General features: G+C 41.4%; 22 protein-coding genes and 2 pseudogenes. 14 read left to right on the forward strand and 10 right to left on the reverse strand.

Going from position 1 to position 20,860, the window contains the following annotated elements:
* Nucleotides 1-260: 260 nt before the first annotated feature.
* The 6 genes from V7K84_RS25995 (at nt 261) to V7K84_RS26020 (ending at nt 5,941) form a co-directional block, all read left to right on the forward strand.
* Nucleotides 261-656 (forward strand): hypothetical protein, encoded by a 396-nt coding sequence (locus tag V7K84_RS25995; protein WP_334842355.1) that lies wholly within the window; start codon nt 261-263, stop codon nt 654-656.
* Between the two features lie 241 nt (nt 657-897).
* Nucleotides 898-1,818 (forward strand): DUF4351 domain-containing protein, encoded by a 921-nt coding sequence (locus tag V7K84_RS26000; protein ID WP_334842357.1) that lies wholly within the window; start codon nt 898-900, stop codon nt 1,816-1,818.
* Between the two features lie 27 nt (nt 1,819-1,845).
* On the forward strand, nt 1,846-2,085 hold the full coding sequence (locus tag V7K84_RS26005; protein WP_334842358.1) for a DUF4351 domain-containing protein: 240 nt from the start codon (nt 1,846-1,848) through the stop codon (nt 2,083-2,085).
* Between the two features lie 292 nt (nt 2,086-2,377).
* Nucleotides 2,378-5,008 carry a bifunctional aconitate hydratase 2/2-methylisocitrate dehydratase gene (gene acnB / locus V7K84_RS26010; RefSeq protein ID WP_334842443.1) on the forward strand — a complete coding sequence of 877 codons (2,631 nt, stop codon included), beginning with the start codon at nt 2,378-2,380 and terminating at the stop codon, nt 5,006-5,008.
* A gap of 256 nt (nt 5,009-5,264) precedes the next feature.
* Complete coding sequence (locus V7K84_RS26015) at nt 5,265-5,711, forward strand: DUF29 domain-containing protein (RefSeq protein WP_334842359.1); 447 nt, start codon at nt 5,265-5,267, stop codon at nt 5,709-5,711.
* A gap of 29 nt (nt 5,712-5,740) precedes the next feature.
* The gene (locus V7K84_RS26020; protein WP_334842362.1) at nt 5,741-5,941 is read left to right on the forward strand and encodes a type II toxin-antitoxin system HicB family antitoxin; all 201 of its coding nucleotides are present in this window, start codon (nt 5,741-5,743) and stop codon (nt 5,939-5,941) included.
* A gap of 58 nt (nt 5,942-5,999) precedes the next feature.
* Here the strand turns inward: V7K84_RS26020 and V7K84_RS26025 are convergent, their stop codons facing one another.
* Nucleotides 6,000-7,103, reverse strand: coding sequence for an endonuclease NucS domain-containing protein (locus V7K84_RS26025; RefSeq protein WP_334842364.1), 1,104 nt, complete (start codon nt 7,101-7,103; stop codon nt 6,000-6,002).
* Between the two features lie 341 nt (nt 7,104-7,444).
* Between V7K84_RS26025 and V7K84_RS26030 the strand changes: the two genes are divergently transcribed.
* The 3 genes and pseudogenes from V7K84_RS26030 to V7K84_RS26040 all read left to right on the forward strand — a co-directional run bounded on the left by V7K84_RS26030 (nt 7,445) and on the right by V7K84_RS26040 (nt 10,372).
* A complete protein-coding gene (locus V7K84_RS26030; RefSeq protein WP_334842367.1) occupies nt 7,445-7,864 on the forward strand; it encodes an endonuclease domain-containing protein in 420 nt (139 codons plus the stop codon).
* 375 nt (nt 7,865-8,239) lie between these two features.
* Nucleotides 8,240-9,857 (forward strand): annotated as a pseudogene (locus V7K84_RS26035) (NAD(P)H-quinone oxidoreductase subunit 4).
* A gap of 215 nt (nt 9,858-10,072) precedes the next feature.
* Nucleotides 10,073-10,372, forward strand: coding sequence for a helix-turn-helix domain-containing transcriptional regulator (locus tag V7K84_RS26040; RefSeq protein ID WP_334842445.1), 300 nt, complete (start codon nt 10,073-10,075; stop codon nt 10,370-10,372).
* A gap of 61 nt (nt 10,373-10,433) precedes the next feature.
* Here the strand turns inward: V7K84_RS26040 and V7K84_RS26045 are convergent.
* Nucleotides 10,434-10,622 (reverse strand): annotated as a pseudogene (locus V7K84_RS26045) (GUN4 domain-containing protein); the annotation flags it as partial.
* Nucleotides 10,623-10,907: 285 nt separating this feature from the next.
* Between V7K84_RS26045 and V7K84_RS26050 the strand changes: the two are divergent.
* The 5 genes from V7K84_RS26050 to V7K84_RS26070 all read left to right on the forward strand — a co-directional run bounded on the left by V7K84_RS26050 (nt 10,908) and on the right by V7K84_RS26070 (nt 14,265).
* Entirely contained in the window at nt 10,908-11,228 is a 321-nt protein-coding gene (locus V7K84_RS26050; protein ID WP_334842369.1) for a 2Fe-2S iron-sulfur cluster-binding protein, read from the forward strand.
* A gap of 147 nt (nt 11,229-11,375) precedes the next feature.
* Nucleotides 11,376-11,555 (forward strand): hypothetical protein, encoded by a 180-nt coding sequence (locus V7K84_RS26055; RefSeq protein WP_181931291.1) that lies wholly within the window; start codon nt 11,376-11,378, stop codon nt 11,553-11,555.
* Between the two features lie 102 nt (nt 11,556-11,657).
* On the forward strand, nt 11,658-12,722 hold the full coding sequence (locus V7K84_RS26060; RefSeq protein ID WP_334842373.1) for a DUF3326 domain-containing protein: 1,065 nt from the start codon (nt 11,658-11,660) through the stop codon (nt 12,720-12,722).
* A 102-nt stretch (nt 12,723-12,824) separates the two neighbouring features.
* Nucleotides 12,825-13,421 (forward strand): CPBP family intramembrane glutamic endopeptidase, encoded by a 597-nt coding sequence (locus V7K84_RS26065; RefSeq protein ID WP_334842375.1) that lies wholly within the window; start codon nt 12,825-12,827, stop codon nt 13,419-13,421.
* Between the two features lie 223 nt (nt 13,422-13,644).
* Complete coding sequence (locus V7K84_RS26070; RefSeq protein ID WP_334842377.1) at nt 13,645-14,265, forward strand: CP12 domain-containing protein; 621 nt, start codon at nt 13,645-13,647, stop codon at nt 14,263-14,265.
* 276 nt (nt 14,266-14,541) lie between these two features.
* Here V7K84_RS26070 and V7K84_RS26075 read toward each other — a convergent pair whose 3' ends face one another.
* The 8 genes from V7K84_RS26075 to V7K84_RS26110 form a co-directional block, all read right to left on the reverse strand.
* Entirely contained in the window at nt 14,542-15,657 is a 1,116-nt protein-coding gene (locus V7K84_RS26075) for an LptF/LptG family permease (protein WP_334842379.1), read from the reverse strand.
* Between the two features lie 382 nt (nt 15,658-16,039).
* Complete coding sequence (gene lptB / locus V7K84_RS26080; RefSeq protein WP_094351303.1) at nt 16,040-16,768, reverse strand: LPS export ABC transporter ATP-binding protein; 729 nt, start codon at nt 16,766-16,768, stop codon at nt 16,040-16,042.
* 30 nt (nt 16,769-16,798) lie between these two features.
* On the reverse strand, nt 16,799-17,296 hold the full coding sequence (locus V7K84_RS26085) for an LptA/OstA family protein (protein ID WP_334842381.1): 498 nt from the start codon (nt 17,294-17,296) through the stop codon (nt 16,799-16,801).
* Nucleotides 17,297-17,595: 299 nt separating this feature from the next.
* Nucleotides 17,596-17,988 carry a DUF309 domain-containing protein gene (locus V7K84_RS26090; RefSeq protein WP_334842383.1) on the reverse strand — a complete coding sequence of 131 codons (393 nt, stop codon included), beginning with the start codon at nt 17,986-17,988 and terminating at the stop codon, nt 17,596-17,598.
* Complete coding sequence (locus V7K84_RS26095) at nt 17,985-18,350, reverse strand: ferredoxin thioredoxin reductase catalytic beta subunit (protein WP_099100573.1); 366 nt, start codon at nt 18,348-18,350, stop codon at nt 17,985-17,987. Before V7K84_RS26095 ends, V7K84_RS26090 begins: the two co-directional genes overlap by 4 nt.
* A gap of 206 nt (nt 18,351-18,556) precedes the next feature.
* Nucleotides 18,557-19,717, reverse strand: coding sequence for a DUF58 domain-containing protein (locus V7K84_RS26100; protein ID WP_334842385.1), 1,161 nt, complete (start codon nt 19,715-19,717; stop codon nt 18,557-18,559).
* Between the two features lie 63 nt (nt 19,718-19,780).
* On the reverse strand, nt 19,781-20,026 hold the full coding sequence (locus tag V7K84_RS26105) for a ribbon-helix-helix domain-containing protein (RefSeq protein WP_334842387.1): 246 nt from the start codon (nt 20,024-20,026) through the stop codon (nt 19,781-19,783).
* A gap of 139 nt (nt 20,027-20,165) precedes the next feature.
* On the reverse strand, nt 20,166-20,753 hold the full coding sequence (locus V7K84_RS26110) for a Uma2 family endonuclease (RefSeq protein WP_334842390.1): 588 nt from the start codon (nt 20,751-20,753) through the stop codon (nt 20,166-20,168).
* Nucleotides 20,754-20,860 lie beyond the last annotated feature (107 nt).

Consider the following 20,860-nt stretch of genomic DNA (forward strand, 5'->3'; position numbering starts at 1 on the left):
TAGCATTTCCAGGCAGAAGCTGGAAACGAGATTTTAAAAGAGTTTTGGCTTAAGTTGACACCAATGAGCATTGCTGTGCCCTATTGTCTATTGCTTAAACATCATATTATTTGGCCGAAAATCAACCTTTGATGATTAAATTCCGAAAAATCACGGGTATCAATAAAAACTTTTACTACGAAAAATGTGTTTTTTGCTGAACCAGAATCCAGGTTAATTGAGAGAAAATAGCTCTGTAAAGCTTTTAAAAGTGTAAAATTATGACTCGAAGAAAACGTAGTTCCCGGATTTTAGAAAAAGCTGAATTTAGAGTTGCCGGACTGAAAGCTATCGATCCAAAGATCAATTTTGATGATACTTACAACTTGCAAAATCTGACTCAATTAATAGACAATTTTCACAATATGCTTGATGAGTATAACGCTGCTATAGCTATGATTGACTCTTCTAGAAAAAAGCTAGATGAGATGGAAAAAACCTTAAGTCAGGTTTCAGACAAAATGCTGATGGGGGTTGGTTTCAAGTACGGCAAAAACAGCAATGAATATGAACTTGCAGGTGGCGTTAGAGACAGCGAACGTATCCGTAAAAGCAGATTGACACGCTTGAAAGCTAACACAGATAAAACATCAGATGAAAATGCAATAACCGCCTAGTAGCGCAAAGCGAAAGTAAAAAGTCAAAAGTTAACACTAAGCGGAGTCGAAGTGTTAAAAGTCAAAAGGCTTATAAAATCTGCTTTTAACTTTTTTAGAATGGTATCTGTGAAAATCAAAAGTGTCCAGCAGATCCCCGGCTTATCAAAGAAGTCGGGGATCTATTTCATCACAAATGATTCAGGACTGCTATATAATAAGACTTTGCATTAACCCAGAACTTGCGAAATCTTAAAATTGAATGACCAGGTTTATCCATGATAAATTCGCCAAAGACTATCTAGAAGAACTACTAAAAGATTACGGAGAAGTCAAGGCATCAGAAAAAGTATCAGGAGAGATTAAAGAAATAGATGTTTTATTCACTCCCGATAAACAGCAAAACTCTAATTTACAAATATTGGGTTTGTTAGGGAGATTTGCCCAACAGCCTGCAATTATAGAACCATACCGCAATCCAGCTTCTACCGATGAAATCTGCGACTGTATTCTCAAATTATTAGAAATCAAGGCTCTCTTACGACGAGAAGCTAAAGCCAATAAAACCAAACTTCAGGACTCAGAAATTCCCAAATTGTGGGTTCTTACACCAACCATATCTGAAACTAGATTATCTAGCTTTGGAACTATGCAAAAAGCAGGTTGGTTATCAGGAGTATATTTTCTGGCAGATGCCTTGCGAACAGCAATTGTAGCAATACACCAACTACCCCAAACACCAGAGACATTATGGTTGAGGCTTTTAGGTAGGGGAAGCGTGCAGTCACAAGCGATTATCGAGTTGCAAGCGTTACCATTAGATCATCCATACCAAAAAGCAACTCTTGAATTAGTTTACAACTTGCGCGAAAACTTGAGAGTAAATCAAGAGTTAGAAGCAGATGATAGGGAGTTAATTATGCGATTAGAACCACTTTATCAAAGAGACAGAGAACAAGCCAAAGAAGAGGGAAGACAAGAGGGCAGGCAAGAGGGCAGGCAAGAAGGAAAACAAGACTTAATACTGCGTCTACTAAATCGCCGTATTGGTGAGATTGATACGTCATTAATCGAGCGAATTCAAGGCTTATCGCTTGAACAATTAGAGAATTTAGGAGAAGCATTACTAGACTTTTCTAGTGTTGCTGATTTAGAAAGTTGGTTAAACCAACAATCAATCTAATTCATTTCGATTGATAAAGAGTTAATTATGCGACTAGAACCACTTTATCAAAGAGACAGAGCGCAAGCTGTACAAGAAGGAAAGAAACAAGGAGAACAACGTTTAGTTATACGTCAACTAAATTGCTGTATTGGTAAAATTGATGCATCATTAATTGAGCGAATTCAAGGTTTATCCATTGAACAATTAGAGAATTTAGGAGAAGCATTGCTAGACTTTTCTAGTGTTGCTGATTTAGAAACTTGGCTAAACCAACAATCAATCTAATTTATTATTACTACACCTTACGGCTAGAAGTCGCGGCTATACAGACGGAACCCACTTCCGTGGGTTAAAAATCCTTGATTTACTCTTAGTCCACGGAGGTGGACTTTGTTTGTGTAGAGGCGAATTCCATAGAATTCGCCTCATACTTTCCAAACTTTCAGTATAAAAAAGTTGCTAATAACCGATTACCAGTAAGGCTTTCATCATAAAAGTAAGCTAAAGTCTTATAGCTAAGTATTGACTAAAAATATTTCATAATTAAAGATAGAACATCCCAATGGAGAACATAAAAATGCTAGAACAATATCGTAAACACGTTGCTGAAAGAGCAGCACTCGGTGTTCCTCCTTTACCATTGGATGCGAAGCAAACCTCAGAATTATGTGAATTACTGAAAAATCCGCCAAAGGGTCAAGAGGAGATATTATTACATTTATTGAGCGATCGCGTTTCTCCTGGTGTCGATCCAGCAGCTTATGTCAAAGCTGGATTTCTCACCGCGATCGCCAAAAAGGAAATCACCAGTCCGTTGATTGCGCCCATAGAAGCGGTGCAATTGCTGGGCACAATGATCGGTGGTTACAATGTGCAATCCTTAATCGATTTGCTGCAATTGCCCACTGTATCCGTCTCCGACTCATCCGAAACACCTCTGGTAATGGGCGGACAAGGAAAGGAACCCATCGCCGCTTACGCCGCCAACGCCTTAAGCAAAATTCTTTTGGTGTATGACGCTTACCACGATGTTTTAGAGTTATCTAAAACTAATCCTTTCGCCAAGCTAGTGATTGACTCTTGGGCGGAAGCTGAATGGTTTACCATGCGCCCCACAGTTCCAGAAGCGATTACTGTCACCGTTTTTAAAGTTCCTGGCGAAACCAATACCGACGACTTATCCCCTGCCCAAAGCGCCACAACTCGCCCGGATATTCCCTTACACGCCTTAGTGATGCTAGAGTCACGGCAACCGGGAAGTTTACAAACCATTGCCGAATTGAAGAAAAAAGGGCATCCTGTAGCTTACGTGGGGGATGTAGTTGGTACAGGTTCCTCGCGTAAATCTGCCATCAACTCAGTATTGTGGCACATGGGAAATGATATACCTTTTGTGCCAAACAAACGCGCTGGGGGTTATGTTTTAGGTGGTGCGATCGCGCCAATCTTTTTTAACACAGCAGAAGATGCCGGTGCTTTGCCTATTCAGTGCGATGTCACCCAACTCGAAACAGGCATGGTAATTACCATCCATCCCTACAAAGGCGAAATCACAAACGAAGCAGGCGAAGTCATTTCCACCTTTGCCCTCAAACCTGACACCATCCTCGATGAAGTCCGCGCAGGTGGACGCATCCCCCTACTTATCGGCCGTACCCTCACCGATAAAACTCGTCTTGCACTTGGTTTAGAACCCAGCAAAGTTTTCACCCGTCCCCAGCAAGCCTTTGATACAGGCAAAGGCTACAGCCTAGCACAGAAAATGGTAGGTAAAGCTTGCGGATTACCTGGTGTGCGTCCCGGCACATCTTGCGAACCCATCATCACCACCGTTGGTTCTCAAGATACCACAGGCCCCATGACCCGCGATGAATTAAAAGAACTCGCTTGTCTTGGTTTCAGTGCAGACTTAGTAATCCAAAGTTTTTGCCACACAGCAGCTTATCCCAAACCAGTAGACATCAAAACCCATCACGAACTCCCCGACTTCTTTGCCTCTCGTGGCGGTGTCGCCCTCCGTCCCGGTGATGGTATCATCCACTCTTGGTTAAATCGGATGCTGCTACCTGACACTGTGGGAACTGGCGGCGACTCTCACACCCGCTTCCCCTTGGGTATTTCTTTCCCCGCCGGTTCTGGATTAGTCGCTTTTGCAGCCGCCTTGGGTGTCATGCCTTTAGATATGCCAGAGTCAGTTTTGGTAAGATTTAAAGGTGAATTGCAACCAGGTATCACCCTGCGCGATGTCGTGAATGCCATACCTTACGTGGCAATTCAAAAAGGTTTGCTGACAGCAGAGAAGCAGAACAAGAAAAATATCTTCTCCGGGCGAATTCTGGAAATAGAAGGTTTGCCAGATTTAAAAGTTGAACAAGCCTTTGAACTCACCGATGCTAGTGCCGAACGTTCTTGTGCCGGATGTACAATTAAGCTGAGTGTAGAGACAGTTTCTGAATATCTGCGTTCTAACGTAGCGCTGTTGAAAAATATGATCGCACGGGGCTATCAAGATGCGCGTACCATGCTGCGCCGTGTGGCAAAGATGGAAGAATGGTTAGCAAATCCCGTGTTATTAGAAGGCGATGCCGATGCGGAGTATGCCGAAATAATTGAAATTGATTTAAACGAAATCAAAGAACCAATTGTTGCTGCTCCCAATGACCCCGATAATGTTAAGTTATTATCTGAAGTTGCTAACGATCCAGTGCAAGAAGTATTCGTCGGTTCTTGTATGACGAATATTGGTCATTATCGGGCAACAGCGAAAGTTTTGGAAGGTGCAGGTGAAGTTAAAACTCGCCTGTGGATTTCACCACCAACCCGCATGGATGAACACCAATTAAAAGAAGAAGGTGTATACAGCGTTTTTGGGGCTGCGGGTGCGCGTACAGAAATGCCAGGATGCAGCTTATGCATGGGAAATCAGGCGCGAGTTGCTGATGGCACAACAGTGTTTTCTACCTCTACCCGCAACTTCAATAATCGCATGGGTAAAGATGCGCGAGTCTATCTTGGTTCAGCAGAATTAGCCGCAGTTTGTGCGCTGCTGGGACGCCTTCCGACAGTGCAGGAATACTTGGATATTGTGGCGAGTAGAATTGAGCCTTTTGCCGATGATTTGTATCGGTATTTGAACTTCGATCAAATCGTCGGTTTTGAGGATGAAGGGCGAGTGATTTCTAAAGAGGAGCAGGCTTTGTTAGTATAGTTTAATTAGGTGGGTGTTATGCCATTGGTGTCAACTTAACGTGAAACCCTTGTCAAAACGCGCTTCCCATCACGATCTGCGTTACCCCACCCTAACCCTCCCCTTATAAAGGAGAGGGAACTGGATTTTCTTGTTTCCCCCCTTTATAAGGGGGGACTAAGGGGGGTAAAACACATGTGGAATAAGCGTTTGAGCTTAAATTGACACCAATGGTGTTATGCCCACCTAATTTTTAGCATTTCCCAGAGGAATATTAATGACTAATCCATCTTTTATAAACGAAAAAAATCTATATGAGCAAGACTTTTACTTGTGGACACAAACAATTGCCCATAATTTAAAACAAAATAATTTTAATGAAATAGATATATCTAATTTAGTTGAAGAAATTGAAAGCATGGGGAGAAGTGAAAAACGCGAGTTAAAAAATCGATTAATTGTGCTATTAATGCACTTGCTGAAATGGCAATATCAACCAGAAAAACGTAGTGAAAGTTGGCGTAGTACCATTTCTGAACAACGTATCTGTATTGAAACATTATTAGAAGATAGTCCCAGTTTGCAACCTCTACTTGCAGAAGTATTTGAAAATTGTTATCAAAAAGCTCGTCTCAAAGCATCTGATGAAACAGGGATTAAATTAAGTTTCTTTCCTAAAGAATCTCCATTTACATTAGAAGAAACGTTAAAGAATACTTATTAAGTTGGAGGAAGGAATGAATTTTTATACTGTTGTACTCACAAAAAAAATCTGGCTATTGGGTTGCTTTATGTTTAAAAAACGGCATTGTCGGGCAGGGAAATAGTCAAGAAGATGCAATTAAAAAACTGAAAGAAGCAATTGAATCTTTTGAAATTGTTTATGAGTCTGAAAGTAATATTTATAAATCTCCCGTTTCAATAGATGAATTACATGAATTTTTATTTGTTTAAGGTAAATACATAATATTGTATTTCACTGCATTAAAACCAACCTAAAACTCAACTTATTTTAACTGATTCTTTCTAGCCATATTTTTAACGATCGATTAATGATATGTTTAATGTCATCAACAATTATCTCATCATTCGCTGATTTTTTAAAGATTAACTGTCCACCTTTAATATGAGTAATATTGTCTGGCTCTAGTTCCTTAACCATTGAATTGAAATTTTTGAAATAAAGAAGATTTTTTGAATTTCCTGGAACGCTATAAAATGTATAATCAATACTAAGATATGATAGTTTTTCCCAAGATATAATTCCTTCTTTTAAAGGAATATATCGCCAATAGGTTAAGTATTCATCCGTTGCAATTGTATCAATTTGCATTCTGACAATAGTTTTATTTTGGCGGTTGGGAATAATTAGCCATAGAAATAAGAGTATTTTTTTCGATTTTCTATCAAAACATAACTCTGCACATGGTCTTATCTTCTCCTTGCCATATTTACTTGCATATATAATACTTTTATTCACTACTGTTTCTTCTAACCTACGATCAAAAGTTAATATCTGATGTCTAATTTTCGTTAAATTTTCTATTTCTGTGTTTGTTAAAGAACCTAACCAATCTAATAATAATCTTGGTGGCTCAGGAATATTATCGGTTTCTTGATTTTGAAAATTAACTTCTTGATAATTAATTTTTATAATCTTTGTTTTTGATTGGTTATGAATCTGAGATAAATGAAAATAAAATTCATTATTTTCATAAACAATAAAAAAATTAAATAAATTAAAATTTAATCTGCTGTGCTTTTCATCAATTAAATTATGACGATGGAAGCTCGGACAGATTGCTAATAAACGAATTTGCTCATCATAATTAATATTATGTTTTAAAGGTTGTTCTTCTAATAAATTGTCATAATAGCGTGTAAGTTGATTAATCACATATCTATCTTCTGTATTTTTCAGTTCAATAATAGCTAGTTGATTATTTTCTCCTGTTGCTAAGATGTCACAAATTTCTCCTTTTATAGATAATTGGCGAGTTAAGGGCTTTAGTTCAAATATTTCTTCTAAATTATCCCAAACAAAAGTTTCTAATTCAGACTCATCAATAAATTTCCAGCCTTGCTCGGTTTTACGTAATGCTACGTTCTTTTTCATAGTTTAAGTTAAGTAATAATAGGTAGACAAATAGATTGATTTTTTAAGCTATGATGAGACAAAAAGCTTAATTGATAGTAAGCTTTTGCTGAGGTATTGTTTAAAAGCTATATAGACTTATGTATTTAATTTATACTAAAAATTATCTGATGTCCTTGTTTGGACAAGTGAAGGTAGTGAAGTGCGATCGCATCCTCGCACTTCGCACACAGACCTAACCCCCCAACCCCCTTCCCTACAAGGGAAGGGGGAGAAATCCGGCTCCCCTCTCCGCTTCGGAGAGGGGCTGGGGGAGAGGTCAATCATAATGTAAAGTTAAACACCTATTTAATACTTTATAAATGAATAATCCAACACCCGAAGAACCCTATCCACTGACAAAAGAGGGAACTCGCAATATTGTAATCGGATACAAAGCAGACTTAGTTAAAGTACAACGTGCCAAAGAACTTCGTCAGCAAATGACACCAGAAGAAAAAATTCTTTGGCAACATCTTCGTGCTAATCGCCTGAATGGTTTGCACTTTCGCCGTCAGCAGATTATCAATGGCTTTATTGCAGATTTCTACTGTCACGCAACTGCATTAGTGATAGAAGTAGATGGCAAAATTCATGAACAACAAGGCGAATATGATGCAGCACGGGACAAGGTTTTGTTAGCTAGGGGACTGCGTTTGTTGCGAATCAAAAATGAAGAAGTGAGACACGAACTTGATAAAGTCCTGATGCGTATTTCCACAGCTTGTTCTCAACAGACCTAACCCCCTTCTTCGCTACAAGGGAAAGGGAAGAAATCTGGCTCCCCTTTCCGCTTCGGAGAGGGGTTGGGAGTTAAATCTATGACTCAACTTAGAAGCATAGACTAGATAGCCCTGACAATGGGGCTGAAGCAGGAAATGTAACTGTATTGTAACGGTGGCTTTAGTTGACGTTGCAAAAGTTTACATTTAGAATGGAATCGTCAAAAACAGATAAGTATTTATTCTTATTTATCCTGATAATTTGACATTCAATGAGTATATGTTCTTATCTAGGTCAAAAATTTAATATTCTAGAGTTAAAGAATGTTTACAAAACTATTGATTCCTTAATAGAATGAAATTAAAAGCGATAAGCCAAATTGATTGTCAGAAGTGATGAATGCTATTGAATTTCCCTGGCTAACAGCCATAATCCTTTTACCCTTGGTGGCTGCCTTAGCCATTCCCCTAATCCCAGACAAAGAAGGTAGAACTAACTGTTCGTTGGTATGGTCTGGGAGTTGCTTTTGCCGACTTTGCACTGATGATTTATGCCTTTTGGTATAACTACGACTTCCAGAGTTCAACACTCCAACTTGTAGAAAACTATCCTTGGATACCGCAGTTGGGTTTGCATTGGGCTGTGGGGGTTGACGGTTTATCGATGCCCTTACTGCTTCTGACAGGCTTAATAAATACCCTCGCAATATTCGCGGCTTGGAAAGTTACCACCAAGCCGCGATTATTTTATGGTTTGATGTTAGCGATGTACAGCGCCCAACTTGGCGTATTTGTTGCCCAAGATTTGCTGCTGTTCTTCCTGATGTGGGAAATCGAGTTAGTGCCGATTTACCTGCTGATTTCCATCTGGGGAGGACAAAACCGCCGTTATGCTGCTACCAAATTCATTCTTTACACCGCTGCTGCATCAATATTTATCTTGATTGCCGGTTTTGCAATGGCATTCTCTGGAGATACCGTCACCTTCGATATGGCGACTCTAGGAATGAAAGAATATCCCAAAACCTTAGAATTGTTGGTTTATGCAGGTTTCTTGATTGCCTTCGGTGTGAAGTTACCAATTTTTCCTTTACACACTTGGCTACCTGATGCCCACGGTGAAGCATCAGCACCCGGTTCGATGATTTTGGCTGGTGTGTTGTTAAAAATGGGTGGTTATGCTCTTATCCGCTTCAATGTGGAAATGTTGCCCAATGCCCATGTAACTTTTGCCCCAGTGTTAGCAATTTTGGGTGTGGTTAACATTGTCTACGGTGCTTGCTGTGCCTTTGCTCAAACCAATCTAAAACGCCGTTTGGCTTACTCTTCAATTGCCCACATGGGGTTTGTGATGATTGGGATTGCCTCTTACACAGAGCTGGGTATCAGTGGTGCAGTGTTACAGATGGTTTCCCACGGCTTGATTGCTGCTAGCTTGTTCTTCCTGTCTGGCGTGACTTACGATCGCACCCACACCTTGATGATGGATAAAATGGGCGGTATGGCTAAGGTAATGCCCAAAACCTTTGCTCTGTTTACCATTGGTTCAATGGCTTCTCTCGCTTTACCCGGAATGAGTGGTTTTGTGGGTGAGTTGATGGTATTTCTGGGTATCGCCAGCAGTGATGTTTACAGTTCCAGTTTCAAAGTTGTAGTCGTGCTGCTGTCAGCGGTTGGCGTGATTTTGACACCGATTTATTTACTGTCGATGCTGCGTCAAGTGTTCTACGGTGAGCAAAATAAAGAGTTGCACTTGGATGCTGTAATATCTGATGTCAAACCCCGCGAAATATTTATTACCGCTTGTTTGCTGCTACCAATCATCGGAATCGGGTTTTATCCCAAGTTGGCAACGCAGACTTATGATGTAAAGGCAATAGAACTAGCTGCTCATGCTCGTCAAGTTCTGCCAGTTGTTGCTCATCAACAACCATCAAGTCTCTACTCGCGTATTTTCTCTGCACCAACATTGGCTACTTCTCAAGTTGAAAGTTCGATTAACATTTCTGAGTAAATTAACTTCCCATTAAGGGGTCTGCAAGTAAATTCTAAATATTAGGAGAATAAAGGGGTGGTTTCATAACCACCCCTAAAATTTTGGAATTATTGAGTTGAAATAGATTTTTAGGTAGGGGCAATTCATGTAGACGTGTGGTGGTGATAAAAGCACTCAAGATAAAGATATTGCCAAAGCAAAGGAATATTGGGAAGACTACAGGAGTAGAGATGATGCCTAAAAGTACAAGTTATCATGAAAAACTGATTCAAGACTTAAAAAATCCACTAGAAGCCGCAGCTTATATCGAAGTTGTTTTAGAAGAAGGCGATCCGAAAATGTTGAGTAAGGCGCTGAAAAATGTCATAGAAGCGCATGGTGGAATTGATCGGCTTTCTGCACAAGTCAAGGAACTCTACAATAAACTTGACCAGATGTTATCAGAAAAAGGCGAAATTGAGTTTTACAGTCTAAATTCTTTGTTGGATGCTTTAGGGTTAGATTTGGCAGTAAAAGTGAGGTATCAAAAGTAACTTATGAGTACTCGATCCAACTACTTTCCACTTTCCATCCTACGCGATCGCCAAACTTTTACCAGGCTTTTTTGTAATACTTGCCGTCAGCTTTACCGCCAACGCTCTTGCTCAAGTAAATTTCCTTCTGGACGCTGAAGCCTAAGTGTCCATTGCTGTATTTTACCCATAAGCGGTCAATTGTGCGTAAGTCAGTGCAAGGAAAATTTAAGAGTTCGTCTGAGGTGAACCAGTCGCCATCTTTTTTACCTGGAACCAATGCCAAAAGGCAGACTTACAGATACAGTTTATAAAGAAACGCGATGCCTACGGCGGGCTACGCCTACGCGCATATTCGCGCATATTTTATAGTAAGCAAATTTAACTAATTTATTTGTGTATTGTATAGTAAATAATGTTACTAATCTACAAAATGTTCGGAATTAGTTGCTATAATTTTCAATCTTTTACCTAAATTTTTATAGTAACATCTGGATATTTTTAACTAATTCAGATAAACTAATAAATTTGTCCGTAGCATCACCTTCTTTTGTATATGCCCAAAACTTACACCGTAGAAATTGATCACCAAGGCAAAATTCATACCTTGCAAGTTCCTGAAAATGAAACGATCTTATCAGTTGCCGATGCTGCTGGTTTGGAACTGCCGAGTTCTTGTAATGCAGGTGTCTGCACAACTTGCGCCGGTCAAATAAGCGAGGGAACTGTGGATCAAGCTGATGGTATGGGCGTTAGTCCAGATTTGCAAAAGCAAGGTTACGTATTGCTTTGTGTTGCCAAACCCCTTTCTGATTTGAAAATTCAGACGGAAAAGGAAGATGTAGTTTATCAGTTACAATTTGGCAAAGACAAATAATCAGCGAACAGTTATCAGTATATCGGATGATTATTCATAACTGAATAACTGTTCGCGAAAATTACCAAATCTGATAAATTACATAAGTATTTCATCGCAGATGAAGTCAGCTATTCTAGAAACTACAAATCAACAGGATTTACCAAAATGACGACTCATTTTATTACCGCAGAAATTGATTTACAAGAAACTCCCGCAGAGTTACTAGAAGTAATTGAAACAGAGTTAAAGAAACAAGGCGAACCTCTGCGCTGGGCAGTTACTTCTGTGGATACTGACGAACAAAAAGCTACAGTTGAAGCTGTTGTCACGACAGTTCAGAGTTAGGATAGACGCGATTAAGACAGACGCGATTAATCGCGTCTGTACAAGAGTTAGGATTTGATGGCTGTGATTCATAAACTCATCACTCATCACTCTTAACTTAAGATGAATCGTCCGTATACCGCTATCTTAATCGTACCAACTGGCGTTGGGGCTGCCATTGGGGGTTATGCAGGAGATGCTTTACCTGTTGCCAAAGTCATAGCACAGATTTGCGATCGCCTAATTACTCACCCCAATGTCCTGAATGGCGCAAGTTTGTACTGGAATCTCCCTAACGCTTTCTATGTTGAAGGTTACGGGCTTGACAAATTCGCCTCTGGATGCTGGGGTTTGCGTCCAGTCCGCACCAACAAAGTAGGTTTGCTTTTAGACCAAGCTATTGAGCCAGAGTTACGACTACGACATATACAAGCCGCCGATGCAGTCAGAGCTACTCTGGGATTGACTTTAACAGATTATGTAATTACAGATGCACCATTAAATGTAGAATTACGGACTACAGCATCGGGAGCTAGTTGGGGAACAATTGGCAACCCAGATAGCTTGTTAAGGGCAGCTGAGATATTAATTAAAAAAGCGGGGGCAGAAGCGATCGCAGTTGTTGCCCGTTTCCCCGATGATATGGATGAGAAGGCAGTGCAAAAATACCGCCAGGGTGAAGGTGTCGATCCTTTAGCGGGTGCAGAAGCCGTAATTAGCCATTTGCTAGTGCGAACCTTTCAAATTCCTTGCGCCCATTCTCCCGCCCTTTTGAGCGAACCTCCACAACCTGATTTATCTCCGCGTTCCGCCGCCGAAGAATTGGGCTATACCTTTTTGCCGTGCGTCCTTGTCGGATTAAGTCGTGCCCCACAATTTATAATAGATAAAGGAGCGATTGCATCAGAGGAAGGAGATATTTGGGTAAATGAAGTGGATGCTGCGATCGCACCTGCAACTGCCTGTGGTAGCAGTGCCTTACTGAGTTTAAGCCAAAGACGATGCCAAATAATTACAGTAGAAGAAAATAAAACTCTGATAAAAGTTCCTGCCCAACCTTTGGGGATCAAATCTATACAGGTAAACTCATATTTAGAAGCAGTGGGTGTATTGGTAGCACACAAAGCAGGCATCAATCCCTCCGCTCTCCGTCCCAAATTATTACCTTTGCAGTCCATTAGTCATTAGTCATTGGTCATTGGTCATTTGTCATTTGTCATTTGTCATTTATTATTCTCCCCCTGCTCCCCTGCTCCCCTTACCCCCCTGCCCTTCTCCCCTAAAAAACCCGTGATTGAACAACAAAAGCAAGAGCCAGAAATTCCATACCTAACGCGCATCCAAGTACTTGGGGCGATGGGAGCGACTGCAATCATTTTGTTGATAGTCGCTAAACTTTCGTTATACCTTGGCAACTTTTCGCTATTTTCTTGGGACTTGAATCCAAGAGAAGCGCTGTTAGGTGTAGGGTTGGGGTTTGTACTCACCGGGTTAAGTGGCTTAACTTACCGCCTGTGGACTGCCTATCGTAAAAGTGCAGATTATTACCTAGAAGTAGTACTGAAGCCTTTAGCTTTACCAGATTTAATTTGGCTGGGGTTGCTACCAGGGTTGAGTGAAGAATTGTTATTTAGAGGTGTGATGCTACCAGCTTTAGGCTCCGATCTTACGGCTGTAATTGTATCCAGTCTTTGCTTTGGCATCTTGCATTTTAGCGGTTCCCAACAATGGCCTTATGTAATTTGGGCAACAATTGTCGGGATGATATTGGCATATAGCGCCCTGCTCACGGGCAACTTGTTAGTGCCGATTGTCGCTCATATTATTACCAATTGGATTTCTAGCTATTTCTGGAAAATGCGGCAATTTTCGGCAATTAAAAAATAAATATTTGTTAATCGGCAAAATATTATCACAATTTATGCTTAGTTTTTGGGCATTGGTTACATTGGATAACATCATAAGTTGACAACTGGTCTAATTTATTGTTGTAGCTGGGCAAAAGTTCAACTTTTTTTACTTTCTAGTTAGCCAACTGTGCGCTGCAACGCTTCGATACGTCCACGAGGGCGCAGTGCTGCACCGGACTATTAACCAGGAGACTACAGCAATGATGAAAGCTGAAGATATCATGACCAAAGACGTAGTTACCATTCGCGGTTCGGCAACTGTTGCTGAAGCGGTGGGGCTGATGAAGGATAAAGGATTGCGAGCGCTGGTTGTGGATCGTCGTTATGACAATGATGCTTATGGCATTGTTACAGAAACAGATATTGTTTATAAGATAACAGCCTACGGGAAAGATCCAAAGCAAGTGCGGGTTTACGAAATTATGAGCAAACCCTGCATTGTGGTCAATCCTGATTTGGGTGTGGAATATGTAGCGCGGTTATTTGCTAATACTGGTATTCATCGCGCACCTGTGATTCAAGGCAAGTTGTTGGGCATTATCTCGATTACCGACATTTTGACTAAAAGCGACTTTGTGGAAGCGCCAAAAGCGCTAGTGCTGGAGGAGAGAATTCAAAAAGCAATTGGGCAAGCTCGTGCTATTTGCACTGAACAAGGTGCTTATTCTAAACCCTGTGCTGCTGCCTGGGATGAGGTAGAAGAACTTCAGGCAGAAGCAGCTCATCAGAAAGCTGAGGGCATGATATCAGCTAAAGTTTCTTTTGAAGAATACTGCAAGGAAAACCCCGATGCACCACAATGTCGAAATTATCACCCGTAATTGAAGTGGGGGGATGAGGGAGAATAAGGGACTTCCAAATAAAAAATATCCCATCGCTTTTAGGGCAGGGGAGCAGGGAGCAGGGAGCAGGGAGCAGAAAAGTCATTGTGATTCCAAAAATTGGATAATTTATTTTTTGGAGTTCCCTAATAGACATCTGGTGAAAATAAATGTAGAGACGTACCACTGCTATGTTTCTGCAAGGGTTATGGATAACGCATATTTAATTTCACCAGATGTTTAATATTGTTTGTGTACTGCCGCATCCCCCTCAATTTACCGTCTGGCAACTCGCATCAATAAGAATAGACCTATTCCCAAAAAAAGAAAGTTCGGCAACCAAGCCCCCATAAAGGGAGAGAGGACACCTGCTTGTGCGATCGCTCCACTAATAAAGAAAATTAAGTAGTACGAAAATATAACTACGACACTAATCCCAAAGCTTGTACCTCTCCCCGTCCGCTGGGGTATGCTTCCCATCGCTGCACCTACCAAGCCAAAAACCACGCATACAAAGGGCAAAGAGACTTTTTGTTGAATCCGCACTTCAAGTTTACGAATTTTTTGGCGATCGCCACCAAGATTTTCCACTTCTAGTTGCTGTAGCGCTTCAGAAATATTCATCTCACCATAATCGCGGCTTTTTTCTGCCAGACTTAATGGCGTGCGCGGTAGTTGCAGTTGTTGGTGTTCAAATTTGACGATATTGCGATAAGAGCGATCGGCAGCAACAAAATAGATCGTACCGTTGTAAAAATCCCAGACATTTTGAGAAGGATTCCACTGAGCAGATTCTGATACCACAATTTGATTCAGATTTTTTGTTGAGCGATCTATAATTGTCAACCCTTTCATCCGCTTACCATCAAATTGGTCGGCGTAAAACAAGCGTGTCAATATCCGATTCTTAGAGCCATCTGGCTGGACAACATCCTGGTATTCAGGATAGAAAATATTTTGCTGTTTAAAAGTTGGCTTGTCTGATTTCAGGGCTTTCTCTAAAGTCATCGCCGCTTGATAATTTGCTGCTGGTGCGATTTCTTCGTTAAAGATAAATGTCATTCCTGTAACCACAAGACTTAACATCACAGCAGTTAGCACCATGCGATAGACACTTACGCCACAACCACGCAAAGCAATTAGTTCGCTCTCGCTAGAAAGACGACTGTAGGTCATCAAAGTAGCCAGCAGCGTAGACATGGGGAAAGCTAAAACGATAAAATTGGGAAATTTTAACAAAAAAACTTGAATAGCAATGTCTATGGGTAGCCCAGATTCTACAATTTTTCTGACGAGATCGAATACAGCATCAATGGTGACGCCAATTGATGAAAAAGCTCCGACACCAAAGAAAAACGGCGCTAACAATTCGCTGGCAAGGTAGCGATCCATGATCGTAAAAGGCAGCAGCGAATAGAGACTATTAAAAAACGGGAGCTTCTTTGATATCATAAGCAACTTGAAAATTTAGATATTGGCAACCCTGGCAAAGCAAAGTATACAGCAGGAGGCAGGTGCTCACTGAGCGTAGTCGTTGGCGCAGCCTCTCGTAGAGAAGTGAGGCAGGAGGCAGGAGAAAAATAGTCTTTATATCTGGTCTTGAAGTTTAGCCTCTCTACCTCACTTAATTGCAAACTGGTGTATCTAATTTATTCAGTATCGAAGTTTAATTCTCAATAGCGGAGAAAGCAGAACTAAAATGAATTCATAAATTCATGCTGAAGAATCAAAAATCAAAATATCCTTTGAAATTATTAACTAAATAATTGTTAATTTAGACTTGAAAATTATCACCTAAATAATATTGCCGCACAAGGGGATTGCTGTAGAGTTCGTCAGCAGCGCCAAAAGCGAGGATTTGTCCCTCACGCATGATGTAGGCGCGATCGGTGATAGCTAGGGTTTCGCGGACATTATGATCTGTAATTAAGATTCCCATGCCGCGATCGCGCAATTGTGCTACGATTTGCTGAATTTCTGAGACTGCGATCGGATCGACTCCCGCAAAAGGTTCATCCAAAAGCAAAAATTTGGGCCCTTCGCGTCCAGCAGCTAAAGACCTTGCTAATTCCGTCCGTCGTCGCTCACCACCAGAAAGTTGAATTCCTTTACTTTTAGCTAATTTTTCCAACCGAAACTCCCGCAGTAAAGTTCTAAGTCGGATTGACCACTCCCATCGTGGCACATGAGTTTGCTCTAGCACCAGCAGAATATTATCCTCTACCGAGAGTTGGCGAAAAACACTTGCTTCTTGTGCTAGATAGCCAATACCCAGTCGTGCCCTTTGATGCATTGGCATTCCCGTCACGTCTACATTACCCAGCCAAACTTTTCCTTGATTGGGTTTTTCTAAACCTGTGGCAATGTAAAAAGTCGTCGTTTTACCAGCCCCATTGGGGCCTAGTAAACCAACGATTTCGCCCTGAGCAACAGAAAGATTGACACGATTGACAATTACTCGCTTACCGTAAGATTTGTGAATATTCTCTAAAACAATTTTCACGCTGGAAGCACCTTTTCTTGGTGGTAAATGCTAATTAGAAGGCTTCAAAGGTGGTGTTTGTGGGGCAGGTGTCGCGGTTTGTGCACTATTGTTTGATTCCTCGATCATGTAGATGGACTCTACCTGACGGTTGGATTGGGGTAAAGCCACAAATCGCCCTTCATCAATTAAATAGGTTACTTTCTCCGCTCGGATACTGTTACCGCCCTGTTGCAAAATATAGACATTGCCACTGAAATCAATTCGGCGTTCTTTACTAAAATACTGTGCTTGGGCAGATGTTGCCTGAAGTTGGCGAGCCGGATACAACATTTGCACATTACCACGAGCGGTAATTACTTGATTTTTCGCGTCATATTCTTGTACATCAGCGCGGATAGTTAGGGGGCGATTTGCCTGAGATGTTTGTGCAGTAGCGGTTTGCACTTGGGTAGGGAAGGCAAAAGTGCCCAAGAGTGCAGCTGGCAGCATTAAAGCTAATCCAAAGCGACGTATCTGGGATATGGGCAATTGATAGCAGGGCATCATAGCAATTGGGGATTTAGGATTTCAGCTTGCATTCTAATTATCTCAAGTACTTTATCCAGATATGAAATATACAATCTGGAGTGATTGCCGATAACTACTGGCTGAAATAGTGACGCTACCCCCAACCTCAAGGTTTCAGGTAATTGACATCTGAGTGAAATCGACGTAGGCACAATACTCTTCTTTTAACAAAGACGCTACGCGTAGCTTGCTTCCACGTAGTGGTACGGGAAGTCGTCAGCTAGATGAATTTTGCCTACCAAGGATTTCGGGCAACGCAAATTAATTTCACCTGAAGTCTAATCAGTCGTTAGCACAATTCTAGGCAAAGATAAGACTTGATTTTCACCCAGATCGCCAGCAGCAACTTTATCTGGCCCTATTTGTTGTAAATTCGTCAACAACGCTGCACTCTGACTCAATAGCTCATCTACGTCAACGCCGCCGTAACTAGATGGGTAACGGCGTAGGCGATTGCTGCCTTCTCCCAATAGAATTACCGCACCTCGCCAGTTCCGATTTTCCAAATGATACAGTGCCACAGCAATTTGCAGAATGCCTTGATAAAAGCTTTTTTCCGGTTCGCCAGCTTCAATCCACAAAGCCTCTAAAGTGTCATGACAAGCGTAGAACTCTCCAGAATTGAACTGTTCTACGCCTTGCCAAAACTCTTGGGGGATGATTTCGCTCATCCCATGCTGTCTCGTACTTCTTTGATTGTTTCCAGAGAGATTTCTTGTTTGTCTCCAGCAAACTCGTTGTCAGGGGTGAGAAATAACATGCAATGGCACTCTTTGCGTTCTCTCATTGGCACACAAGGACAGTTCCAATATGTGGCGTGAATCTCAGCTTCTTTATCTTCGTAATGGCGACAAGGACATAAAGGCGCACCCAGGTCGTCTTTATGTTTGGCTAGTCCCTCAATCACGACTGCGGTGACAGAAGGTTCAGAACAGAAGTATGTTCCAGTACGCTTGGCGTATTGTTCGGAAAAATGCCGCATTGCCTCTAGGCTTTTATCGCTGGATTTTGTGTTATGTTCTGATGCGATCATGTCGTTCATAATTTAAATATTTCTTTGCATTGTACCTCAGCCTCACTAAGGGATTACTGGGTGTATTTCCCCAACCTTACCTGCTCAAATTATCTTACCTTTGCTCAAAGGCTGATATATCTGCTGTCCTGGGATCGGAGAAAATCTCAGAAATCAAAGAAGCTGAACTTGTCAGCAGTCTTTGAAATTATAAAATTTGAATTGATTTATGAATGTAATGTTTTTTGTAGCTGGGGTTGCAGTGAACCATCGCTTTGTAAAACTATACCAGGGTGTTCCCAATTAATTACCTCTGGTTCTGCTGCTGAGGAGATATTTGGCCACAAAACCCAGCGACTACCTTGAGGAAGAGTAGCAAGGCTCAGGGGGTTTTGAGTTAGCCAAATCAAAGGATAGCTTTTAGGAACTACTGAACTGGCATCTTCTAAGGCTGCGGTTGCTGCTAAGGTTTCTAGAACAAAGCGATCGCCTTTAATTAAATTTGTTGATGCTGTCCAGAGTTGCACCTCTAATTGCTGTTGCTGTGCATAAAAGTACAGCGATGCTGCGGCAATTACTGCTTGTTCAAAGTTTTCTTCTTCCCAATTGCTAGCACTGTCAAGGGCAATAACTATTTCTTGTCCACCTGTAACCATTTCTAATTCCCGCACCCTTAATTCCCCATAGCGGGCGCTAGTTCGCCAGTGAATCAGACGAGTAGGATCTCCGACGCGGTAAGGACGGAGCGATCGCACCAGCCCGGTTGTAGCTGTCTGCAATGGTCTACCACGAGGATCGCCCCTTTTGCTCTCTTCTTGCCCCATTTCATCTACCAAGGGGCAGGTAGCCAAAGGTAACACTGTGGGATAAACGATCGCTGTGGCAGCACAATCACGCTGACGACGACACCAGAATAATCCCAAAGGCGCACCAGAACCAAGTTCGACTGTGTGCCAGCGATAAACACCCCGGCGCTGGGTAGGGTGGTAATATACCCAACGGTAACTACCTTGGCTAGGAATTGTTTCGATTGCCTTTTGTACTGGTTTCCCTAAGACGAAGGGCAGTATATCTTCAACTTGTAATAAGCTTACAGGTTGCTGTGTCTGATTGCAGATTTCTAATTCCACAGTTAGATCGTCCCCCGCTGACACTGGCCGCATGGGACGGCGGGTGATGGATAGACCTGTGAGCGATCGCGGCGGTAAAATGGCTGCTACACCCAAAAGTGCAAAACTAATGCCGCTAATAGCATATAGCCAACCAGCCATCGTATTGATACCTGCTCCAAAAAAACAAATCGCGGTTAATGCTAGCACCCAACCGCCATAAGCAGGGGCACTGGCGCGGGTTTCTAACCAATTGGTGATGGGTTTAATGATTTTCATGTTTCTTTTTTAACCCAACACCACCCTAAATTCACAGTGTCCCAGGGGTTGCGTCTGATGTCCTTATCGAAACCGCTCTATAACTTGGTTTACGAATGTCTCTCCGTCAATAGGAGGCGTTTGGTCTGAAGCTAAAATCGCCGCATCAATTTTTTCTCGCACATTTTCGACCCATTCAGGATCAGCGCGATCATATTCATCAAGCAACCGTAAAGCGATTTCAAGGGCTGCTTCTGCTGAACGATATTTCCCAGACTGGAGCTTGGTTTGAATAAAGCGTTCTTGATCGGGTGTGAGACTGATGCTCATAGAAAACCTCTATTCAGATTATTCACAATTTTAAGTTAAAAAACTCACTTTGCTGTAACAGTTTAGTTAGGGTTTATTCAGGAAATACAGTAAGTCATACTCACACAAGATGCAGATTTTTGATTATTGCGAGTTACTATCAAACTTTACGCTGTAACCAAGCAAAGACTTCATTAACAGAGAGCGTCAAATTCAAATCTTCTAACACTGGTAATATATCCTGTCCTGCTAACAAATCTGGTAAAGAATTAGGCTGATAAACTAAAATACAGCGTTCACTTGGATCGATCAACCACCCTAGCTGACTGCCATTTCTCAAACAGTGTAAGATATTGCCAGTGACTTTCGTTTGACTTTGAGCAGGGGAAAGAATTTCGATGACCCAAGCGGGTGCAAAATCAATCCCGTTGCTAATAATGTCACCGCTCTCATCCAATGGTATTTGATTGGTATAGAGCGCAACCACATCAGGAACTACTGAACGATTACCGCAGGTACAGCGTAATTCAGGAAAGGCTTCGTAGTTACTGCCCAACGCATCAATTACTGCAACTAAACGTTTTTGCAATAAACTGTGTTTAGCCCCTCTCATAGGTTTCTGAATTGCCTCTCCATTAATATATTCCCAAGCTGGTGACTCTTCAATGTATGGAAGTTTTAAGAACTCTTCTAGAGTCGTCCTTTCTGGAACTGTAATTTTTCCTTGCGTCAACTCAATATTTTTCATAATGTGGAGTCACCGAGGAATTGTCTGCACAACTTAACAATTTATCTGTATTTTGGTAGTTTGCATCTATAAATTTATAATTGTATATGATTAGATTATGGAATGTA

Source organism: Nostoc sp. (assembly GCF_036917315.1).
Lineage (GTDB): Bacteria > Cyanobacteriota > Cyanobacteriia > Cyanobacteriales > Nostocaceae > Nostoc.